The organism is uncultured Hymenobacter sp., assembly GCF_964243305.1.
Classification (GTDB): Bacteria; Bacteroidota; Bacteroidia; order Cytophagales; family Hymenobacteraceae; genus Hymenobacter.
This window is the reverse complement of record NZ_CAXTEF010000003.1, coordinates 166,790-188,668: the sequence shown is the minus strand read 5'-3', so window position 1 is coordinate 188,668 and position 21,879 is coordinate 166,790. Positions and strand designations below refer to the sequence as shown.

General features: G+C 61.2%; 17 protein-coding genes. 3 read left to right on the top strand and 14 right to left on the bottom strand.

Going from position 1 to position 21,879, the window contains the following annotated elements; all coding sequences use genetic code 11:
- Positions 1-143: 143 nt before the first annotated feature.
- Positions 144-1,316, top strand: a complete 1,173-nt coding sequence (locus ACFE70_RS03645) for an MFS transporter (protein ID WP_375416355.1) — start codon at positions 144-146, stop codon at positions 1,314-1,316.
- A 168-nt stretch (positions 1,317-1,484) separates the two neighbouring features.
- On the opposite strand, the gene araA is transcribed toward ACFE70_RS03645, so the two are convergent.
- From araA to ACFE70_RS03620, 5 genes are all read right to left on the bottom strand, one after another.
- Complete coding sequence (gene araA, locus ACFE70_RS03640) at positions 1,485-2,969, bottom strand: L-arabinose isomerase (protein ID WP_375416354.1); 1,485 nt, start codon at positions 2,967-2,969, stop codon at positions 1,485-1,487.
- Between the two features lie 135 nt (positions 2,970-3,104).
- Entirely contained in the window at positions 3,105-3,806 is a 702-nt protein-coding gene (locus ACFE70_RS03635) for an L-ribulose-5-phosphate 4-epimerase (protein WP_375416353.1), read from the bottom strand.
- Positions 3,803-5,542, bottom strand: coding sequence for a ribulokinase (locus ACFE70_RS03630; RefSeq protein ID WP_375416352.1), 1,740 nt, complete (start codon positions 5,540-5,542; stop codon positions 3,803-3,805). The genes ACFE70_RS03635 and ACFE70_RS03630 overlap by 4 nt, the downstream gene beginning before the upstream one ends.
- Positions 5,543-6,020: 478 nt before the next feature.
- Positions 6,021-6,764, bottom strand: a complete 744-nt coding sequence (locus ACFE70_RS03625) for a LytR/AlgR family response regulator transcription factor (protein ID WP_375416351.1) — start codon at positions 6,762-6,764, stop codon at positions 6,021-6,023.
- 299 nt (positions 6,765-7,063) lie between these two features.
- The gene (locus ACFE70_RS03620; protein WP_375416350.1) at positions 7,064-8,461 is read right to left on the bottom strand and encodes an FAD-dependent oxidoreductase; all 1,398 of its coding nucleotides are present in this window, start codon (positions 8,459-8,461) and stop codon (positions 7,064-7,066) included.
- A 227-nt stretch (positions 8,462-8,688) separates the two neighbouring features.
- On the opposite strand from ACFE70_RS03620, the gene ACFE70_RS03615 reads away from it, so the two are divergent.
- Entirely contained in the window at positions 8,689-9,147 is a 459-nt protein-coding gene (locus ACFE70_RS03615; protein WP_375416349.1) for a lipocalin family protein, read from the top strand.
- Between the two features lie 96 nt (positions 9,148-9,243).
- On the opposite strand, the gene ACFE70_RS03610 is transcribed toward ACFE70_RS03615, so the two are convergent.
- The 5 genes from ACFE70_RS03610 to ACFE70_RS03590 form a co-directional block, all read right to left on the bottom strand.
- Positions 9,244-9,672 (bottom strand): T9SS type A sorting domain-containing protein, encoded by a 429-nt coding sequence (locus tag ACFE70_RS03610; protein WP_375416348.1) that lies wholly within the window; start codon positions 9,670-9,672, stop codon positions 9,244-9,246.
- Between the two features lie 1,531 nt (positions 9,673-11,203).
- Positions 11,204-12,070 carry a porin family protein gene (locus ACFE70_RS03605; RefSeq protein ID WP_375416347.1) on the bottom strand — a complete coding sequence of 289 codons (867 nt, stop codon included), beginning with the start codon at positions 12,068-12,070 and terminating at the stop codon, positions 11,204-11,206.
- 744 nt (positions 12,071-12,814) lie between these two features.
- Positions 12,815-13,513, bottom strand: a complete 699-nt coding sequence (locus ACFE70_RS03600; RefSeq protein ID WP_375416346.1) for a hypothetical protein — start codon at positions 13,511-13,513, stop codon at positions 12,815-12,817.
- A 170-nt stretch (positions 13,514-13,683) separates the two neighbouring features.
- Positions 13,684-14,973: a kynureninase gene (gene kynU, locus ACFE70_RS03595; protein ID WP_375416345.1), complete on the bottom strand. Its 1,290-nt coding sequence runs from the start codon at positions 14,971-14,973 to the stop codon at positions 13,684-13,686.
- Positions 14,974-15,297: 324 nt separating this feature from the next.
- A complete protein-coding gene (locus tag ACFE70_RS03590; protein ID WP_375416344.1) occupies positions 15,298-15,819 on the bottom strand; it encodes a 3-hydroxyanthranilate 3,4-dioxygenase in 522 nt (173 codons plus the stop codon).
- A gap of 662 nt (positions 15,820-16,481) precedes the next feature.
- On the opposite strand from ACFE70_RS03590, the gene ACFE70_RS03585 reads away from it, so the two are divergent.
- Positions 16,482-17,207, top strand: coding sequence for a glycosyltransferase family 2 protein (locus tag ACFE70_RS03585; RefSeq protein WP_375416343.1), 726 nt, complete (start codon positions 16,482-16,484; stop codon positions 17,205-17,207).
- 119 nt (positions 17,208-17,326) lie between these two features.
- On the opposite strand, the gene ACFE70_RS03580 is transcribed toward ACFE70_RS03585, so the two are convergent.
- From ACFE70_RS03580 to ACFE70_RS03565, 4 genes are all read right to left on the bottom strand, one after another.
- On the bottom strand, positions 17,327-18,838 hold the full coding sequence (locus ACFE70_RS03580) for an ArnT family glycosyltransferase (protein ID WP_375416342.1): 1,512 nt from the start codon (positions 18,836-18,838) through the stop codon (positions 17,327-17,329).
- An 85-nt stretch (positions 18,839-18,923) separates the two neighbouring features.
- On the bottom strand, positions 18,924-20,474 hold the full coding sequence (locus ACFE70_RS03575; RefSeq protein ID WP_375416341.1) for a glycosyltransferase family 39 protein: 1,551 nt from the start codon (positions 20,472-20,474) through the stop codon (positions 18,924-18,926).
- Positions 20,475-20,571: 97 nt separating this feature from the next.
- A complete protein-coding gene (locus tag ACFE70_RS03570) occupies positions 20,572-21,156 on the bottom strand; it encodes a hypothetical protein (protein WP_375416340.1) in 585 nt (194 codons plus the stop codon).
- A gap of 100 nt (positions 21,157-21,256) precedes the next feature.
- Positions 21,257-21,862: a hypothetical protein gene (locus ACFE70_RS03565; protein ID WP_375416339.1), complete on the bottom strand. Its 606-nt coding sequence runs from the start codon at positions 21,860-21,862 to the stop codon at positions 21,257-21,259.
- Positions 21,863-21,879 lie beyond the last annotated feature (17 nt).

The window sequence follows — 21,879 nt, the reverse complement described above, 5'->3', positions numbered from 1 at the left end:
ACAAGTGGGGGGGTAGGGGCCACGAAGTGAAGAGTTCGCCGACAGCGCGGGCGTATTAAAAGGGCGCAGTCAGTACCCTCCTTGCCAAAGCAGCCGTACAAGCGGGCGCTTGCGCCGCCTTTCCGCCCTGCCGGCAATTGTATATGGTGTCCGATTCTCCCGCTAAAATCCGTTTGGCCGTCAGCGCCTTTTTCTTTCTGCCGGGCTTGTGCTTCGCCAGCTGGGCCTCGCGCATCCCCGACATCAGCCAGAAGCTGGGCTTGAACGCCGGGCAGCTGGGGCAGCTGCTGCTGGCCATCCCGGCCGGCTCGCTGGTGTCGCTGCCGCTGGCAGGCTGGCTGGTTTCGAGCTGGGGCAGCCGGCGCACGGTGCTGCTGGCGTCGGGGCTCTACGCCGGCTTCCTACCCCTGCTGGGTTGGGCGGACTCGTTCTGGCCGCTGGCGGGCGCGCTGGCCTTGTTCGGCTTCGCCGGCAACCTGCTCAACATCTCCGTTAATACGCAAGCCATTGGCGTGCAGCAGTTTTACCCTAAGCCCATCATGGGCACGTTTCACGGGCTCTGGAGTCTGGCGGGGTTTCTAGGCGGCGCGTTGGGCACCTTACTCATCAGCTGGGGGCAGCCGCCGCTACGGCATTTTCTGCTGGTGCTGGGCTTGTGCTTGGCCTTAGCGGCCTGGGCGCAGGCCCACACGCTGCGCCAGGATGTGGGCCCGGCCGAGGGCGAAACCGGCGGCTTCTCGCTCACCCGCCCCGACCCCTACCTGCTGCGCATCGGCCTGATTGCCTTCTGCGGAATGCTCAGCGAGGGCGCCATGTTCGACTGGGCGGGCGTATACTTTCAGAAAGTGGTGCAACCCGATGCGGCACTGGTCACGGCCGGCTACGTGGCGTGCATGAGCACGATGGCGCTGGGCCGGTTTCTGTCCGATTATTTCACCCATCGCTACGGCCCGACGCGGATGCTGCAATTCAGCAGTGGCCTGATAGTCATGGGGTTGCTGCTGGTTGTGGGCCTGCCCTATCTGGTGCCGGCCGTGCTGGGCTTCCTGCTGATTGGCTTCGGCATTGCCTCCGTGGTGCCGCTGTCCTACAGCGCGGCGGGCCGCTCCACGGCGGTTTCGCCGGGTGTGGCGCTGGCCCTGGTCTCCACCATTGGCTTCCTGGGCTTTCTGCTGGGGCCGCCGCTGATTGGCTTCCTGGCCCAGATATCCAGCCTGCGGCTGGCGATGGCGGCGGTGGCCGTCGTGGCGATGGGCGTCGGAGTGCTGGCCTCGCTGCCCACGCCGGAGCAGCAGACGATGCCGGCCGCCACGTAAGGTGCGGGACCCGCCCCCGCCCGGCATTCAGGCCAGCCGGGGGGGGGTAGGGAAAATAGCGTTAGTTAACGGTCTTTCAACAGGACGTTCTTTCGACTTCCTAAACAGCTTCAAAAATGGGAATCTGGTAGTGAGTTAATTTAAGGTAATCCGCGCCAGAGACACCGCCTACCCCCGGAACGCCACCTCATTGTAGCGCAGCTCATTCCGGAACGTGCGCAGCCGGGTGTCGTCGTCGATGAGCACGAACTCGATGCCGGCCATCTCGGCGAAGTCTTCCAGGTGCTGGGCCGTCAGGTTCTGGCTGAAGCCGGTGTGGTGGGCGCCGCCGGCTAATATCCAGGCGGCGGCGCCGGTGGCCAGGTCGGGCTTGACGCGCCAGAGCACGCGGGCCACGGGCAGCTTGGGCAAATCCTGCTCCGGCGCCACGGCTTCTACCTCGTTCACAATCAGGCGAAAGCGGCTGCCCAAATCCACGATGGTGGCGTTCAGGGCCGGGCCGGCGGGGCAGTTGAACACCAGCCGCACCGGGTCGGCCTTGCCGCCGATGCCCAGCGGGTGCACTTCGCACTTCACCTTGCCCTCGGCGATGCTGGGGCAGATTTCGAGCATGTGCGAGCCCAGCACCTGGTTATTACCGGGCGCGAAGTGGTAGGTGTAGTCCTCCATAAAGGAGTTGCCGCCGGGCAGGCCGGTGCCCATCACCTTGAGGGCCCGCACCAGGGCCGCCGTTTTCCAGTCGCCCTCGCCGCCGAAGCCGTAGCCCTCGGCCATGAGCCGCTGCGTGGCGATGCCCGGCAACTGCGCCAGGCCGTGCAAGTCCTCGAACGTGTCGGTAAAGCCCTTGGCGCCGGTGTCCTGCAAGAACTGGCGCATCCCGGCCTCGATGCGGGCGGCCTCGCGCAGTGAGGCGCGCTGGGCGCCGCCGTTTTTCACCGCCTCGGCCAGCTCGTATTCCTGCTCATAAATGCCAATCAACTCGTCAATCTGGCCTTCGCTCACCTCGTTAATTACCGCGGCCAAATCGCCGACGCCGTAGGTATTTACCGAGTAGCCAAACTTGATTTCGGCTTCGACCTTGTCGCCTTCGGTCACGGCCACGTAGCGCATATTGTCGCCGAAGCGGATGAACTTGGCGCCCTGCCAGTCGGCCCAGGCCGCCGCCACGCGAACCCAGCCGTCGAGCTGCTGCACTACGGCCGCGTCCTGCCAGTGGCCCACCACGACCTTGCGGCGCACGTGCATCCGGGTGTTGATGAACCCAAACTCGCGGTCGCCGTGCGCCGACTGGTTCGTGTTCATAAAGTCCATGTCGATGTCGGCCCACGGAATGTCGCGGTTGAACTGCGTGTGCAGGTGCAGCAGCGGCTTGTGCAGAATATTCAGGCCCCGAATCCACATCTTGGCCGGCGAGAAGGTGTGCATCCAGGCCACCAGGCCGAGGCAGTTTTCGGTCGTGTTGGCTTCCTGCACCAGCTTGTAAATCTCGTCCGGGCCGGTCAGCACGGGCTTAAACACAATTTTGATGGGCAGCCGGGTGTCCAGCTCCTGGGCAATCTGCCGGGAGTGCCGGGCAACTTGCTCCAGGGTTTCAGGGCCGTAGAGGTGCTGGCTGCCGGTGATAAACCAGGCTTCGTAGTGGGAGATTAGCATGGGAAGGAATGTAGCGTGGATGCTGCGAGTCCGCGAAGGGGTAGGAAGTAGCGTGGACGCTGCGAGTCCGCGCGTAGGTAGTTTGGTATCGGGCGGGTGTCGTTTCCGCGCGGACTCGCAGCGTCCACGCTACGGTTACGACTGCCCGTAGTAGGAATTGGCGCCGTGCTTGCGCTCGTAGTGCTTCTGAATTAGGGCGTCCTTGAGGCGCGGCACCTCCGGCCGCAGCGTGCAGCTCAGGTAAGCCAGGCGGGCCAGCTCTTCTAGTACGGCGCTGTTATAGACGGCTTTCTCCACGGTTTTGCCCCAGGTGAAAGGCGCGTGGTTGCCGAGCAAAACCATCTCGACCTCGCTTGGCGAGAAACCGCGGCGCTCGAACTCATGGAGGATTTGCCAGCCGGTTTGCTGCTCGTAGTCTCCCTGAATCAGCTCGTCGCTCATGGGCGGGGCGCAGGGCACGTCGGTGGTGAGGTGGTCGGCGTGGGTGGTGCCCAGGATGGGAATATCGAGCTGCGCCTGGGCCCAGGCCGTGGCGTAGGTGCTGTGGGTGTGCACGATGCCGCCGATGCCTTCCCACTGCGCGTAGAGCACACCGTGGGTTTTAGTGTCGGACGAAGGCCGCCGGGCGCCTTCCACGGCCTGGCCCTCAAAATCGACGATGACGATGTCTTCGGGCCGCAGGGTGGGGTAGGGAACGCCGCTGGGCTTGATGGCAAACACGCCCTTTTCGCGGTCTACCACGCTGGCGTTGCCGAAGGTGAAGAGCACCAATCCGAGCTGCGGCAGCTGCAGGTTGGCTTCGTAGCACTCGCGCTTTAGTTCTAGATAGGGGCTCATGCGTGGGCGGCGAAAATGGGTTGATTGGTGGCGGAAGGGGGGGTAGGGATTTCGGCCGAGCCCAGCGTGGCCTGCTCCACAAACTGCCCGAACGCCTGATACTGCCGGTAGCGCGCCTGATAATCGGCTACGCGCGCCGGGTTGGGCAGGTAGGTTTCGGCGAAGCCGCTGCCCATACCGCGTTGGGCCGCGAGCACGTCGGGGTAGATGCCCGCCGCCACGGCCGCGTACATGGCCGAGCCCAGCGCGGGCGCCTGCTCGGATTTGGCAATTTTGATGGGCCGGTCAAGTACGTCAGCCAGCGTTTGCATCACGAACTGCGACTTTTTGGCCACGCCGCCGATACCGATGACCTGCTTAATCGGGATGCCCTCGGCCTCGAAGCGCTCCACAATCTGTTTCGAGCCGTAGCAGATGGCCTCGACCAGCGCCCGGAATACCTGCGGGGCCGACGTGCCCATTGTCAGGTTCATCAGGGCGCCTTTTAATGCTTGGTTCGCATCCGGCGTGCGGCGGCCGTTCACCCAGTCCAGAGCCAGCACGCCCGATTCGGCCGGGTCCACCAGGGCGGCGGCTTTGCTTAATTCAACCAAGAGATTCTCGCTCATCTCGGCCCGGAAAGCCGCCTGCTGCTCGGCGCTGAGCACTTTCGACTGCGGCAGCACGGCCGTCAAAGGCCACTCCACCAGCTGCCGGAACCAGGCCAGCAAATCGCCGAACGCCGACTGCCCCGCCTCCAGCCCCAGCATCCCCGGAATGACCGAGCCATCGACCTGCCCGCAGATGCCGGCCACGAGGTGGTCGCCGACTTCGGCCGTGGGCGCCACCACGATGTCGCAGGTGCTGGTGCCCATCACCTTGACTAGCGAATAGGCCTCGATTTCGCCGGCCACGGCGCCCGCGTGAGCGTCGAACGTCCCTACCCCCACTACCGTGGCCGAAGTCAGCCCCAGGCGCTCGGCCCACGCCGGGCTGAGCGTGCCAGCCGCCTGGTCGGCCGTGAACGTGTCCTGGTAAAGCCGGGCGCGCAGGCCGGCGAGCCGGGGTTCGAGCCGGGTCAGAAACTCCTCCGAGGGTAGGCCGCCCCAGCGTTCGTGCCACATGGCCTTGTGGCCGGCGGCGCAGCGGCTGCGCTTGAAGGTGGTCAGCTCGCCGCCCGTGAGTTGCAAGGTCAGCCAGTCGCAGTGCTCCAGCCAGGAGTGCGCGGCTGCGGCCACGGCCGCATCCTGGCGGTACACGTGGGCGATTTTAGCCCAAAACCACTCCGAGGAGTAGATGCCCCCGGAAAACTGCGTGTAGTCCTGGCCGCCCCAGCTGCGCGCCAGCGCGTTGATTTCGGCGGCTTCGGCTAGGGCGGTGTGGTCTTTCCAGAGCACGAACATGGCGTTCGGATTGTCCTCGAAGCCGGGCGTGAGAGCCAGCAGCTGACCCCGCGCATCCACCGGGCCGGGTGTCGAGCCGGTCGTGTCCACGGCCAGGCCCACGATGTGCGCGGCCGGCACGTGCCGGGCTACGTTGCGCACGGTCGTTTCCAGGCCTTCGAGGTGGTCCAAAGGGTGCTGGCGAAACTGGTTGCGGGCGGCGTGGCAGTACTGGAGCGTTTGCCAGCGCGGGTAGTAGTAAACGTCCTGCGCCACTTCGGCACCGGTGCGCGCGTCCACGAGCAGCGCCCGCACCGAGTCGGTGCCGTAATCGACGCCGATGACGTAGGCCGGCGCGGCGGGTTGGTTTTCCATAGTGCTGAAGGAGGAATAAGCAGGGGGCAAGTCGCGCGTCAAGCCTCATCTGGTGTTCGCTCAGCGAAGCATCTCGCCAGGGAAAGTAACGCAATCGTTGCAAAAGCTGATTACCGCCGCCCGCAACCTGCTTCGGCCAGCGAACGCCAGCGGACGCAGGACGAGCGGTTTGCTTTGGTGAAAAAGCTGCTTACGCCCCCAAACCGGTACACGGCAGCTGATTGCAGCGCCTGGCCGGGGGCCGGTGGCATTTCTGCCCGAAGCGCCGCCGGATAATTCAGGTTATAGTCTTGTAGCCGGCCGGTACGAAAAAGCTTCTGCCAGTCTGTGTCAATAGCCTCGCTATGAGCTGGCGCTCTGCTCCCCAGCGAAGCTGGCGAAAGGTCTGCTGGCAGCAAACGCTTTTAATCAGCAAGGTCCGGGCACCGCTCTGAAAAGCGGTGCCCGGACCTTGCTGCCTACTGGGAATGGGCCGGAGTTAAATCCGCTGCAAACCCTTGTAAAATCCTTCCTGGTACGACTTGCCAATCGGCACGTGGAACCCGCCGCGCAGCAGGGCGGTGTTGTCCTCAATGGCCTCAATAAGCTGCGTGTTAAGCAGATAGCTGCGGTGGACGCGCGCAAAATTCGAGAGCGTGGCCAGCCGGGCCTCCAGGGCCTTGAGGGTGGTGTAAACGATGTACTTGTGCTGCGGCGTGACGATGTTGACGTAGTCGGACAACGCCTCGACGTACACCACCTGGTCGAAATTGATGCGCACCATGCGGTTGTTAACTTTCACAAACAGGTCGGGCGAGCTGAGGGCGCCGGGCACCTCGGCGGCGGCGGGCGCGGCGGCCGAACGCGGCAACACCCGCTCGACGGCCCGGCTAAAGCGGGCGTAGTCGAAGGGCTTGACCAGGTAGTCGGTCACCCGCAGCTCGAAGGCATCGACGGCAAACTGCTCGCGGGCGGTGGTGATGATGACTTCGGGCGGGTTGGGCAGCACCCGCAGCATTTCAATGCCGTTGAGGTGGGGCATCTCCACGTCCAGAAATAGCACATCGACCCCGTGGCCTTCGCGAAAATATGCCAGGCCGGCCACGCCATCGACCAGCGAGGCCGTCAGGCTCAGGCCGGCGGTCAGGCTGATGTAGTGCTCGAGCGTGAGGCGGTTGATTTCGTCATCGTCGATGACCACGCAGCGCAGCGGAGCGGCCGGGGTAGCAGAGGCGGATAGCATAAGTAAAAGGATAGAATTGTGGATGGAAAATAAGCTGGTAACCGGGCAAAATTAGCTCCGCAGATTCCGAAAAACCAGGCCAATAGTCGGCGCGTCCGGCGGGCAAAAAACACAAACTGCCTTTAAATCAATGAGCCAGCGCTCCGCAGCTAAACGCTCCGCTCATTATCCAGCTTTTTAGCACTATTCTACTATGGCGGTGGGCTGCCTACCGAGCGGTTTCGTACCGGGCCGGCGTCGCCGCGCCCTACCCCCCCCTTGGGTCGCAAGGAGGGGGTAGGGCGCTACGGCGCCCAGCTTCAGGCCGTCGCTGGCGCGCCGCCGGCCAGCTTCTCGCGCAGCAGGGCCTGCACCTCGGGGCGCTCGTAGTCGGCTTCGGTCTGGATGTGGGCCATAAACTCGGCCATCAGCTGGTCCTGGCGCTGGCCATTGGCCCAGGCCTCGGCATAAGGCGTGTGCGAGAACGTGACCTGGGAGTAGAGCGGCGTCCAGTGCCCCGGAAACTGCTGGGCGATTTTGCCTTCAATCTTCTTTTGCAGCAGAAACCGCGGGTCGGCCACCCGGTCGCGCATCTCGGTGAAGTTGTACACGGCCAGGTCGGCCATCGCGTCGGCGTTGGGCTTGCGCCGGGTTTGAAACTCGTTGAATACCAGCGGCCAGGCAGCGTCGCCGTGCTCATCGAGCAGCTGGTTGAGCACGGTGCAGTCCTCGAAGCCGGCGTTCATGCCCTGCCCGTAGAAGGGCACGATGGCGTGCGAGGCGTCGCCGAGCAGGAGCACCTCGTCGCGGTAGGCCCACGGAAAGCAGCGCACCGTGACCAACGAAGAAGTTGGGTTGCGGAAAAACTCGCCGGTCAGGTCGGGCAGCAGGGGCAGCACATCGGGGAAAACGCGCTGGAAAAAATCGGTTACTTGCTGCGGCGTTTCGAGCGCGGCAAAGGAGTTGGAGCCTTCAAAAGGAAAGTAGAGCGTGCAGTTAAACGAGCCGTCGAGGTTGGGCAAAGCAATCATCATGAACTCGCCCCGCGGCCAGATGTGCAGCGCCTCTTTCTCCAGCAGCCACTCGCCATTGGGCCCGCCCTCGATGTTTAATTCCTTATAGCCATACTCTAAATAATGCTGCGAGTAGTCGTAGCGGTCGGTTTTCTGGAGAGCGGCGCGCACGGCCGAAAACGCGCCATCGGTGCCGAAGAGCCGGGTATAGGGCTCATCATGAGGCTGCTGCGTGGCCGTGTCGAGCAAATGCAGGCGGCGCTGCTCCAAGTCCAGGTGCCGGCATTGCTGCTGAAAGCGCAGGCTGATGCGCTCGTCGGCCTCGGCCAAATCCAGCAGCGCCTGATTGAGGCCGCCGCGCGACACCGAGTAGATGGCCTGCCCGTTTTGCCCGTAGGGCTGAAAGCTGAGCTGCCCTTGCGCGTCGTGTATCACGCGGCGGTACATGGGGATGCCCACGCGCCGGATGTCGTCGGCAATCCCTACCCCCTCCAGCGCCCGCCAACCCCGGTCCGAGAGGGCCAGGTTGATGCTGCGCCCCTCCTGAACGCCGGTGCGGCGCGGGTCGGCGCGGCGCTCGATTACCTGCACGGAGTGGCCGCGCCGGGCCAGGTACAGGCTCAGCAAGGAGCCGACCAGGCCGGCGCCCATCACGGTGAGGGGTTCGGCGGCAGCCGGGGGGGTAGGGAATTGGGGGGCAGGCATGGAAGCGGCAACCTGGAAAAGCAGCCCAAGGTTATTCGACGAAGCTATTACGGCGGGGCCGCTTCGCGGGCAAAGGAGTTGCAAAGTATATGCAGTGCGGTGAGTAGTATTCTGGTGTTGATGGCCCCAGCTAAAAGTTTAGCCCTTTTATTGGTGCAGTTACACACCAAAATTTCAGCCGCCTCTATCTTTATATTGCATCCACATCTACCTAATCAAAATGAGCAATGAAACACTATCCACTCTTTTTTTCGCTGATATTACTTAACCTACTCCCATCCTGTAAAGGGAAAAAGGAGGACCCGGCGCCTTTAACCCCGACTCAACTGCTGGTGGGGAAGCGGTGGGAGTTGCGCAGCAGCGTTGACAGCGGGCCGCTGTTTGGGACGGTCGACCAGTACGCGGCGGCCCCGCCCTGCGTCAGAGATAATTTTTTGCAGTTCACGGAACCCAACACCTGCGTTTACGACGAAGGCCCAACGCTATGCGACCCTTCCAACCCACAAACTGAATTGGGTACCTGGAGTTTAGCTAACGACGGGACGCAGCTGACGATTAGTGTGGGAGGATATACCGTCGCGAACACCGTGGACGAATTAACAGCGACCTCGTTGAAGCTAACGTGGACCCAAATGCAGGGCACGACGACCGCCGTCCGGAAGAACACCTACGTCGCCGTTCCCTAACCTTCTTCTAAGCGGAGCGCCTACTTACGGGTCCTAACGGAAGTCAGGACTCATAAGTAGGCGTTCTGGCTGAGAGCCGGCAGCGCTTAGTGTTCGTTAATGCTCGATAATCAACTGGGCTTTTTTCAGCGCTTTGTCTTTGGCCGAGATGTGTATGTAGTAGAGGCCGGCGGGCAACTCACGCAGGTTGACAACAGCTTGGGTATCCTGTCCGCCCGGTAAGGCCACAACCTTGCGGCACACGCCCTGGCTATCGTAGAAAGCAGCCTGGGCTTCCTGGGCACCGCCCCGTAGCGTTACTTGGTCGGTCGCGGGGTTTGGGTAGAGCAGGGCATCGACGTTTTCGTCAGGGGCAACTACGTACCCGCAGGTGCGGCCGGGTAGGCTTTGTGGTGAGCTAGTAGTCGGAGGCGAGGTGCCACCTGCACTGGTTGCCGTGACGCTGGCGTAAATACCTGATAGCGGCCCTACTATGTCAAAAGGAAAGTCCACATAATAGGCGTTCGGGTTAGCAGCGACCGTCATGGAGCGGCCCGTGTATACGTTACCGCCCTGTAAGGTTGCCGTATAGCTGGTGGCCCCTGGAGAAATGCCTGCCCTTACATTGAAGTGCTGTAAGCAAGTAGTACCGTAACTGTTGGGAACGAATGAAACATTAGATGGGGCTGGCGTAGAGCAATCAACAGCGACGTAAAAAACGGAGGAAGGAGAACTCAAACCACAGGGCCCGGTGGCATATACGTTGATAGTATACGAGGTGCCTTGGACCGCGCCGGCTGGTAAGGTTATCTGAACGCTTATACTAGCTGAAGTGTAGGGGGAGCCCCCCTGGCCATTAATTTTCACGCTTGGATTCGAGCAGTACCAAGTGTACGAAGCCGCATCTGGTGCTGGGTTGACAGCGACATCAACTGTACTCGTACCGCAAACATTATACCTGCCCTTGGCTGCGTATGGCGTTGATGCCGGAATCCGAATTGTTACTACATTGCTCGTGTACCAATGGGTTCGGCTTCCGCCAATCTCATAATCACGGTAGTGAGTAGACACCCTTCTAAAATACGTTGTTTGGCTAATGGTACCAGGTGAGTACGAGGCACTAGTTGCACCATTGATGTCGAACCAGTTGTATTGATTGTTGCTATACTGCCATTGAACCCACTCGTATTCAGTACCTTCGGCAAACTGGGTAGTCCCTGCTGCGACGGCTGACTTATAGTAGTCAGCCCAGTCAGTATTGGCAGGATAATAGTATCCACTATTGCGGTACCCCTTATCAGCTAGTATACGGCCTTTAATAATAGCAGGAACAGCTCCTTTGGCAACACACTGGTCACCGCAGATTGAAATATCTCGTCCACAAGGGGTAAAATCGCTCAGCGGGCGCGTTGGTGAGGATGGCGGTGGCGGTGGTGGGGTTGTCGGTGGCGGCGGCGTTGAGGAGGTGCATATCTTAATGGGAGCACTCACCGTTATCTGCTTAGCAACTCCTGAGACGGGAGAGAAAAACACAGCATACAGATTCACATCGCCTGCCAAAATATTCCGAGTGCGGAATATTCCACTGACATTGATCGTTGCGAAACTTTGGTTAACTGCTCCCCAAGAACGGTTGTTAGTATTACTCAAAGAAGTGTTTTGCGCACTAGTTGCTACATCCGCATCATCAATAAGCCGATGTAAGGGCCCAGTGACGCCAGAATAAATAACAACGTAGCCGTCCTGAATAAAAGTGATTGGCCTGTATAAGCTTACTTGAAAAGTAGCTACCCTATCGGGTAGCGTAGCTACACAACGTCCGTTGGAAATGGTAGCGCCATCCGTTACAAGGTCAAGACTAAAACCTTGAGTAGTGAACGTAACTGTGGTCTGTGCATGAGCCACATGGCACAAGCAAAAAATCATGAAGGCAATAAGGCAGGAGAAATAAACGTGCTTTTTCATGGGCAATGACGGGTTAGGCCACTTCATTGAGAAGTGACAGTGAAAAAATGAACCAGCGTAAGGAGAAATTTGCGGCTGCAAGTGAGTTGTCTCACCCACTGACACTGTCCACTTAATGCCCGCTTGGTTTAGCAGCGCCAACTAAGTAGCTTAAACTAGCTTGAAGCGTCCTACTGTAGTAGCTGGGCCGTCTTAGAGGGATGTTGTTTACAATAAATCTTGCGCCTAGATTAGCTAATCCCACACTATAAGATACCTGCATCAGCGCGTGGCCATACCGGTAGCCAGCACCTGCCTGTAGTCCAGCATCATAGCGCTGAGAGTAGTATGAGTCGTCTTTATATTTATTATACCGTCCAGCACGAATGGAGGATTCAAATTTATAAATGTTACGAGAAATTCCTACAACTCCCAGCACATTATCGTACTTCACTCGCCCTCCTAGTAGAATGCTTGCGTAGCCACCCGCAAATCCCTGAAAGCCTTGACTGTTGCTTTTTTGAGTATAAGCAATACTTACTGGCAGAGTCAGGTAGTTAAGAAAATACGTTTCGTGGAAAATGGCAAAGTCGATTTGATCTTTATAAGGTCTTTCGTAGCCACCGTTCAATTGGAATCCCTTTTGTGAATACAGCAAGGAAGCCTGTAATGCAACATGCTGGCGGCAAATGTTTGCTTGTAGTCCGGCCTCCAAACGCGGAACCGCAGCAGTAGAGAAGTGAGTTGGATAACCAGTATCATTATCAGCATACTTAGCGGTTGCCATATTTAGCCCCACGCGGGGCCCAATGCTGAAAACAGTTCGCGCCTGTGTAGCTCGCGCTTTTATATTATCTCTTTTTACTAGAGTCTGACGGCTAGTATCACCAATGCTAGGAGTGGCTTGCGCCTGGGCTTGGCAAATAGTGGCGGCTAGGGCAAGAGAGAAAAAAGTACGTGTCATAGGAGATGTCATGATTGGCTTTTGCTTTTCATCCATGATTTGTAATTGGCGTCCAGCTACTTTACAGAGGAGTACTACAACCGGTCATGATTTCAAAGCTGGGCATATTGAAAGTTCGGATGTTAAAAGGCGAAGTATTTTGAAAGAAAGTAGTTTGTGCTACGTTTTCTCAAATATATTCTTTAAATCTTCCCCTTTTAAGAATATTACACCAACGGGCTGATTCGAAGGACAAACGCCATTATTGAAGGGACAAGTCCTTGATAGTTTTCAATTTGGATGGTCCGCGTCAACGCTGGTGACTCTAAAGCGCGCAATGAACTTGTGAGCGTAATCAGCGAGTACAAACCCTGCTCACCGCACTCACTCAAGCGACGTTGCAAATGACGAATAGTGTTTTCTTGCACTGCACTTGTTGCAGGGTGTGAGAGATTTTGGGATGGGTTGGCAAAGCAGTTAGAGTGGGCAACTTAAAGATCGTAGCTCCCGCCGGAGGTCGGAGTAGGCAGCACTCGCATCGTCACACCAAACTGTCAGGCGTAGCTGCGGGTGGTGCTGGCCGAAAAGCTGAAGGTGGTGCTGCTTTGAGTTGACCAAATTGATTGGTTTCTGAAGCAGAATGCCGGCCTCGACAGAGAGTCAGGAAATGCGAGTCGAAGAGCACATCAATGCCTGAACAGCATGAGTGGTTGCAGCGGCGTAAGCGGACGCAGTGAGCAAACCAAAGACAGCGCTTTGAAGCTGGCTCTTGCCTCTTTGTTGTCCCGATTTATGAATGGCCTAATCAGGCATCAGGCGCTCAAACTGCTGCCGCACCTCCGGCGGCTGCCGCTTGATGAGGTAGCTGTTCAGGCGCTGGGCGCCCAGCAGCAATAGCAGGCAGACCAGCAGCGGCGGCAGCCAGGGCCGGCTCGGGAAGTTGCGGCGCCCCACGTAGCGCGGCCAGAACCAGAGCACGTAAGCCAGTATGGCCGGGAAGTTGAACAGGGGCCCGTACCAGGAGCGCAGGCCGTAGCGCGGCAGGGCCCATTGCAGGGCCAGCGCGGTGATAATCAGATAGATTACAATAAACGCTACTAGTCCCGCCAGCGCCCGCCAGCGCTTGAGCCGGCTCAGGTTCAGGCCCAGCAGCACGCCGCCGGCTATCATCGTAAAGGGCACCGAAAACAAGACAATAGTAGTGGGCGAGTACAGGGCCGGGCCATCGGCCGGGGCCGCCTCAGCGGCTTCGGCCGCGCCGGGGGGGGTAGGGCTGGGCTGGCTCAGCGGGGGCGCTTCCTCCTGGGTGCGGCGGGCGGCGGCGCCGGCTTCGAGGCCGGGGCGCAGGGCGGCTTCTTCGGGGGCGGGCTGGCCGCGGGCACGCAGCTCGGCCAGGGCCGCCAGCACGGCCTCCTCGCGGTACTGGTAGTGGCCCGTCACGTATTCGCGCAGCGCAGCATCGGTTTTGAGGGCCATCTTGGCCGCGTAATCCTCGGGCATAGTCAATGAGTAATTAATAATGAGCAATGAACAATTAGACAGGTCAGGCCAAGCTACCTTAAAATCCGCTGCTGCTTCGTGGTCGAACGATGCTTACGAAAAGCAGATTTAAAGGAGGCAATCCGCCGTTGCTCATTGTTAATTATTCATTGCTCATTGCTCATTGTTAATTAAAAAAATGACCGCAGCGCCGCGCCGGCCCGGTCCACGTCGGCGAAGGAGTTATAGAGCGGCACGGGCGCCAGGCGGATGACGTTGGGCTCGCGCCAGTCGGCCACCACGCCCTGGGCGGCCAGGTGGTCGAACAGCGCCCGCCCGCGCCGGTGCACCAGCACTGAAAGCTGGCAGCCGCGCTGCGCCGGGTCGGCGGGCGTGATGATTTCCAGCGCCGAGGGGGGTAGGGAAAGCGCCCGAATCTGCGCTTCAAGATAGGCCGTGAGCAGCTCGCTTTTGGCGCGCAGCGCGGCCATGCCGCCGGCCGCATCCACCAGCTCCAGGGCGGCGCGGTGGATGGCCATTGGGAAAATCTGGGCGTTGCTCAGCTGCCAGCCCGCCGCGCCGGGCATGGGCCGGAAGCCCTTTTTCATCTCAAATCTATCTGCCGGGTCGTGGCCCCACCAGCCGGCCAGCCGGGGCAGCTCCTGAAAGCTGCGGTGGGCGTGGCGCTCGTGCACGAACACGCCGGAGGTGCCGCCAGGGCCGGAGTTGAGGTATTTGTAGGAGCACCAGCAGGCAAAATCCACGTCCCAGTCGTGCAGGTGCAGCGCCAGGTTGCCGGCCGCGTGGGCCAAATCGAAGCCCACCGCAGCGCCCACCGCGTGCCCGGCCCGCGCGATGGCGGCCATGTCGAAGGCCTGCCCGGTGTAGTAGTTCACGCCGCCAATCAGAATGACGGCCAGCGACTCCCCCAGCGCTTGAATCTTCGCCTCGATATCGGCGGTGCGCAGCGTGTGCTCGCCGGGCCGGGGCCGCAGCTCCACGATGGCGGCGGCCGGGTTGAGGCCGTGCAGGCGGGCCTGGCTTTCGAGCGCGTACTGGTCCGAGGGGAAGGCGCCACCTTCCATCAGGATTTTGTAGCGGGTGGGGGTAGGGCGGTAGAACGAGGTCAGCAGCAGGTGCAGGTTCACCGTCAGCGAGTTCATCACCACCACTTCCAGGGGCCGGGCGCCCACGAGCCGGGCGGTGGGTTCGGTCAGGGTTTCGTGGTAGTGCAGCCAGGGCGAGGTGCCGTGGAAGTGGCCCTCCACACCGTGCTGCTCCCAGCCCCGAAACTCGGCCTCCACCGCCGCCCGCGCCCGCTTAGGCAAGAGCCCCAGCGAGTTGCCGCAGAAGTAGGCGCACTCCCCCGTGCCGTCGGGATTGGGCGGGATATGAAACTCCGAGCGGAAGCGGGCCAGCGGGTCGGCGGCATCCAGCTCGGCGGCGGGGGGTAGGGAATGGGAAATCTGAGGGGATGACATAAGCAAATTTAACGCGGCGCCCGCCGGCCCGCCGGAGCAGCGGCCACCTCGGGCCCGGCGAACCGCGCCCGGCTCAGCCCCAGCCAGTCCAGCGCATTCTGGCCCAGCATCCGGGATTCGGGCCAGTGCTACGGCAGCGCGTGGGTGTGGATGTCGATGGCGAGCACGGGCGGCGGAAGGGGGTAGGGACTAAAAAAGCGTCATGCTGAGCGCAGTGAAGCATCTCGCGGGCAGCAGTAATCAGCGATAAACAACGATTGAATTACTGCCCCGCGCGAGATGCTTCGCTGCGCTCAGCATGACGCTCTTTTTGCGCATCTGCCTTTATGCCACCGGCGCGGGCGCTGCCATGTAGGTGCCGCACTGCTGGCACGTGCGCAAGTCGTCATTCTGCCAAAACGCATTCATAATCGGCGGCAGCTGGGCCACGATGTCCGTGATTTCGGCAAATTCCTCATAGAGTTTATTCCCGCAGTTTTCGCAGTACCACTGGAAGCCGTCCCGCTCGCCGGCCGTGCGGTAGCGCTCCAGCACCAGGCCCACCGTGCCGGCCGGCCGCCGCGGCGAGTGCGGCACGCCGGGCGGCAAGAGGAACATATCACCCGCCTTTATCTCAATATCGACCGGCCGCCCGTCCTCGATAATCTTGACCGTCATCGCACCCTCGATTTGCAGGAACAGCTCCTCGCCCTCGTCCACGTGGTAGTCCTTGCGCGAGTTCGGCCCGCCGACAATCATGACGATGAAGTCCTGGTTATCCTTGAATACCTGCTGGTTGCCCACGGGCGGCTTCAGCAAGTGGCGGTGCTCAGCTATCCAGGCGGTGAGGTTGAAGGGGCGGGTCATGCTTTGAGTTATAAGTTAAAAGTCAGGAGTTATGAGTGGGCAAAGGCACCGGCTTTTGGCGCGAGCGGCTTGCGCGGGAAGGGGGGGTAGGGCCTTGAGCGGGGGCCAATTTCGCATTTTTGCGCGCAAGTTGCCGCCATTTGCAGCTACCCACTGGCCGCCCTCAACTCATAACTTTTAACCTATGACTCAAAGCAATGGCTGTTTCTTACCGTGCCCTGGTGGGCGGCACCACGCCGGGCACTGGTCGGGCCGTGGCCGCGGCGCTGGCCGCCCAGGGCCGCGCCATTACGCTGCTGGCCCGCGCCGAAACCTAGCTGCGTGAGGTAGTCAGTTCCCTACCCCCCCGCCCGCCGGCTGCCTCAGTGGCGTGCGCCTGCCAGTGAACGGCGGGCGCACGCCACTGAGGCAGCTGGTAGGCCCGAGCTGCGTCAAGCAGGAATGCGTGGTTGGTCCCGGCGAAGCGGCCCATCGGTAGGTTTCCTACCCCCTCGCCCAGTTGGAAGCCTCGCGGGGCATTGTTATTTTCTGTCCTGATTTGTAGCGATAGGTCGCCCCTACGGGGCTCGCCCGCGATTCTTTACTTCATATTCTTCACTGACGCACTTTATTTCTCGTTGCCGCCGCGCATTACTTTTACCCGCCGCTAACTGCTCTTTGCTTTGGTTAAAATCGACACGCTGTCCATCATCATTCCGGTTTACAACGAGGCCCGCACCATTGAGCAGATTCTGGATTTGCTGCGCGAGCTGTGCCTGGTGAATAATATTGGCAAGGAAATCATTCTGGTTAATGACTGCTCGACGGATGAGTCGGCCCACGTTATTCGGGCCTACGCCCGGCGCTACCCGGCGCTGGGCCTGCGTTTGCTGGAGCACGCCGTGAACCAAGGCAAGGGCGCCGCCCTGCACACGGGCATTCGCGAGGCGACCGGCGACTACCTCATTGTGCAGGACGCCGACCTCGAGTACGACCCGGATGAGTATAATGCCCTGCTCAAGCCCGTGCTCAAGGGCTCTGCCGACGTCGTGTTCGGCTCGCGCTTCATGGGCGGCAACCCCCACCGCATCCTGTTCTTCTGGCACAGCATCGGCAACGCCGTGCTCACGTTCTTGTCGAACATGACTGCGGACCTGAACCTAACCGACATGGAAACCTGCTACAAGCTCTTCCGGCGCGACATCATTCAGGGCCTCAAGCTGGAGGAAAAGCGCTTCGGCTTCGAGCCCGAAGTGACGGCCAAGGTGGCCCGCGTGCCCGGCGTGCGCATCTACGAGGTGGGCATCAGCTACTACGGCCGCACCTACGCCGAGGGCAAGAAAATTGGCTGGCGCGACGGGCTCCGGGCGCTCTACTGCATTTTCAAATACGGGTTGCTGGGGCGGTAGCGCGGAGCCGATGGGTTGAGCGAGTCGGGAGGGGGTAGGGAATTAGCTCAGGAATAACAGTCAGCCTCAGGCCGTGAAGCGTTGAATTATTGAGCATCCTTTTCGGCCGAAAAACTGGCCTACTTAGGCGCCAGGGCTCCTAAGATTCGTAGTGTGGCGCAGGAATCCTGCGCGAAAAGCAGCTCTGTGGCGTAGGCACTCTCCAGGCGCTGACGCAGTCGGGGGGCGCAAACCACCACAGTCTGACCAGCTCGAAGGCTGGTGGCAGCCGACCCATACCGCCGCTCAACGCGGTGGCCATGAGCTGCTTGCATAGCCAGGGCGTACCAGTCCAGGGGCGCATTATTGTTCTCAGAACTCAGCATAGTGTAAGCGGTGAGGGTAGGCTGCTGCGCAGCTTGCCCGGCGAGGTAGCGCCCAAACTGCTGGTTGCCCTGCGCAAAGCGCCGCTGAAACTGGGTATCGAGCCGGTTGAGGATGGCTAGGTAAGGCAGCCAGCAAACCAACAGCCCAAATGCCAGCAGCTGCCAGGGCCGGGGCGGCCGCAGCTGAAAATAGCCAATAACGGCGGTGTGAATAAAGGTCAGGCCCATGGCGGCTAGCAGGGCCAGGAACGGGTAAATCGGCGCCACGTACCATTCCAGCTTGGTTTGGACTAGGCTGATGAGCAGCAGATGCCCGCCCACGACCAACCCAGCCAACTCCGCAAACTCGCGCAGCGCCGACAACCGGGGTTGCCGCAAGCCCAGCAGCAACCCGCTGATGGCCGGCAGCAGCCACAAGCTGAAGTGAATGGTGGTTAAGAGCTTCCAGTACCAGCTCCAGGGTTCCTGATGACCATCGAGTGCCTGCAAAGCCCGGCCTCCCAGCTCATTGGCCCATACGGCGGCCAGATAGCCCGGCGCCGCCTGCTCCCGAAGGCCATAATAGCCGGCTATCACCAGCCCAAAGCCCCCAAGACCCAGATAAAACGCCCGCTGCCGCAGCAGCCACCCCAGCTGACCGCTGCGCCACGTGAACAGCAGCAGCGCGGGCGCAAACAGCACGCCGGCAATGCCTTTGGTGAGGACGGCCAGGGCGAAGGCGGCCGCCGCCAGCAGCCCCAGCCCCGCCCGGTGGGTGCGCATATACTGAGAGAACGCCAGCGTGCCCAGCGTGGTCCAGCCTATTAGTAGGGCGTCGTAGTCGCCGGTCCGCGCCACGTGCTCACAAACGAAGCCCGCTGTAGAGAGCAGCACCAGCGCCGCCAGCCAGCCCAGTAGCGGGCTACCCAGCTGCCGGGCGCCGAAGCGAAAAACCAGCAAAATAGTAGCCAGCGCGGCCAGCGCCGAAGGCAGCCGCACTGCCAGCTGAGTGTAGCCCAACGTCTTGATGCTGAGCGCCTGAAGCCAAATCATGAGCGGCGGCTTGGTGTTCCACAGGTCGGGCTGCTGGCCGAACGTGGTGACGAGCCACTCGCGCCGGGCCAGCATCTCGGCGGCGTTCACGGCCAACCGCGACTCATCCCACAGCATCAGGGGCGCCGAGCCCAGGCGGAAAAAGAGCACGAAATAAGCCAGCCCTAGCAAGACTAGTAGAGCCTCGTAAATGAAGGCCCTGGCAGCTGGCGGCGGAGTGAAAGAAACTGGCACAGCAGGACAGATAAAGGGCCGGCGCGGGTCTGTTAGCTTACTGTAGGGCCGGCAATGGGGGTAGGGGATTGGCAAGCTGCGCCGCTTACCAGGGCCGGGACCGGTCGCGGCGGCGCAGCACCACAGCCGGCGTTCGGTCCAGCAGTTCAAAGCCCTCGGCCAGCGCTGCGTGCTGCGGCGCCAGTTGAGCATACATGGCGGGCGGCATCACCAAGTAGTCGAGGCTATCGGCGGCCATGCGGCTCAGGAACTCCGAGGCCGTGACGGCGGCGGGGTCGGCGGGCTGCCAGGCAATGCCGCGCCGGTCGTAGTACACCAAGCCGGTGTTGATGGCTTCATTGATAACCAAAATGTTGGCCGTGGCCGGTACCCCCACGCGCCGCAGCTGCTCGGCCCCGCCCCGCATCCAGAGGTGGGTGTAGTACTGCGAGAAAGGTGGGTAGTCGTCGCTCATGCGGCGCTGCAGGCGCCGGTAGCCGCTGCTGCCCAGAAACACGACTAGCGCCGCCAGCCCCACGCTCGTGAGCAGGCGCGCCCGACCCGCGTAGCGGCTCACGTTGAGCAGGGCCAGCAGCAGCAGCAGCATTGCCGGCGGCACAAAGGAGCAGATAGCATAATAATCGTGCACGATAAATTGCCGGCCCATCAGCAGCATAAACAACCCGGCGATGCCAACCGCCGCGACCAGCAGCAGGCTCAGGGGCAGGTAGCGGCCCAGGTTGGGCCGCGCGAACACCAGCAGTAGCCCCGCGCACCCGGCCAGCAGCCAGCACTGCGTGCGGGTGGCGTACTCGGGCAGCCAGTCGCGGCGCAGCGACTGCCCTACCTCATGCCAATCATTGGGGCTCTGAATGGGGTTGGGCGAGGCGAGGAACTGCCACGAGCGGTACGCCTCGTTGAGGTGCTGGTTGTGGAGGAAAAACGCCACTATCAGGCCGGTGCCCAGCCCGGCCCAGCCCAGCAATTGCCAGCGCTGCCGGCCAGTCAACAGGCTCGGCTCCAGGTAGACCCATAGCACGGTAATTCCGGCCACGGCTCCAAAGTGCAGAGCGGTGGTGGTTTTCAGCAGGCCAGCCAGCGTGAGCACCAGCAGGGCCCGCCGCAAATCGGCGAAGCGCCGCTCGTCGAAAAAGCGCAGCCAATAGTAGTAGCCCACGAAGCTCAAACTCAGGCTGCACGGGTCGGGCAGAAAGTTGCCGGCGTAGAACGCAAAAAACGGCGAGGCCAGCAAAAAGAACCCCGGCACCAGCGCGGCCACGAAATGGCCCGTGCGCTCGTAAACCAGCCGGAATAAGTAATAAAACCCCAGCACGACCACGGCCACATTCAGCAGCCGAAACAGCGGCACGATGCTGCTGCGCCCAACCACGAGCCCGCCCAGCGCCGCCACGTAGGCCTGCAAGGGAAACTCAACCCCCGTCACGCCCCCAATCGAGACCAGCGACGAGGTGCGAGGCTGGAAGAAACGAAAGCCGTAATCGTAGAAATTGAGGGCCAGCGACAGCCGGTCAGACTGCGCCCAGGTGTGGAGGCCGGTGGGCAGCCACCGTAGAAACGGCCCGTAGTAGACGGCGGCCACTACCCCGAAGAGCAGGGCCGCCGCCACATGGTAAGGCTGGGCCTGCAGGGGCCTCATGATAGAGCTAGGCAGGGGTAGGCGCAGGGCCACAGTCAAGCAAACTTAAATAGCGTAGAAAGAAAGCCGGCTCCGTTGCCTGGCGCTAGGCCTAGCGCTAGGCGCCAGGGGCTTCTACGGTCACAGTCAGGTCGTCGAGATAAATGGGCTGCGAGCTGGGGTTGTTACGCCACAAATAAATGCCAAAGCCGGTGGCGGCCGTCGCCGCATCGGGAATGTCAACTACCCGGTTCACTTCTACCCACTCGTCGTAGTTGCCGGCCACGGCCTTCACTAAATCAAAGGCGTCCCATACCAAAGGCTTGCTGCCGCCGCCGTTGCCGACTTGAGTTATCAGTAGCCCGGACGCTTCGGCGCTGGGAATGAACACCCACGCCCGCACCCTGACGCGGCGCACGCGCACGTCGCGCAGGTTGCCCAGCGTGCTGGAGAAGCCCACGCTGTATTCGGTGCTGCCGTCAACTTTAATCGAATAATGCCCTGAGTGCGCCTCTTCCCGGTTGAGCGAGGGGTTGGGTGAAGTGCCCATCCAACCCGCCAAATTCTCAAAATCAGTGCTGACCAGCACATCGCCTTTGGCCGGCGTGGCTTGGTCAGCGCCGCAACTGGTGGCAGCCAGCAGGAACAGGCCACTGGCCAGCGGCCGCAGCCCAGCCCAGCGGAAAAAAGAAAAAGCAAGCATGGCGGACAGTTTAGCTAATTGGGAGAGGAGCGAGTGAGGGCCAGAAATCAGTAAAGCCCGTATTTCCTTATCCCCTCTTAGTTGGTGATAAGTCGGAGCGTTAGTGAATCTCGGTTAGCTGCCAGTCGTCGGTAAACACAGCATCTTTAGCCGCGTTGTGCCAGACGTAGACCACTAGCCCGGTGCGGGCAGAAACTTCGGGTGGCAGCGGAACATCGCGGCTGATATACGTCCAGCGCTTATAGGGCCAATAATCGCTTAAAAACAGCTGGCTGGTTACCTGGGGCGGCGCGTTGGGCGGCGCGTCGGGCGAGTTGCCAACCAGCACAAGTTCGGCTGCTTCGTCGGGGCCCGTCACCCACACCCAGGCGCTGAGGCGCATCAGCCGGGGCCGCTGCATGAACTTCTCGCCTAGCGTCAGACGGTAGGTGATGGAAAATGGGTGTTCCTTATCAACCTTGACGGCGTAGCGGCCCGAGTGGGCGCGCTCCGTCGTGAGCGTGGGGTCAGGCGGGAGCCAGCCGGCTAAGTGCTCGAAATCTTCGGCGAACACCACCCACTCGCGCACGTCTTGCCGGCCGGCGCGGGGTTGGCAGGCCGCCAGCGCCAACAGCCCGCTCAGCCCCAGCCGTCGCCAGGTACCGCGCGGCTCCCACCGGCCACCGCTGGGCCACGGGCGGGGAAAAAGCTTGCGGGCAAGGCGCATAGTCGAAACCCAGATTT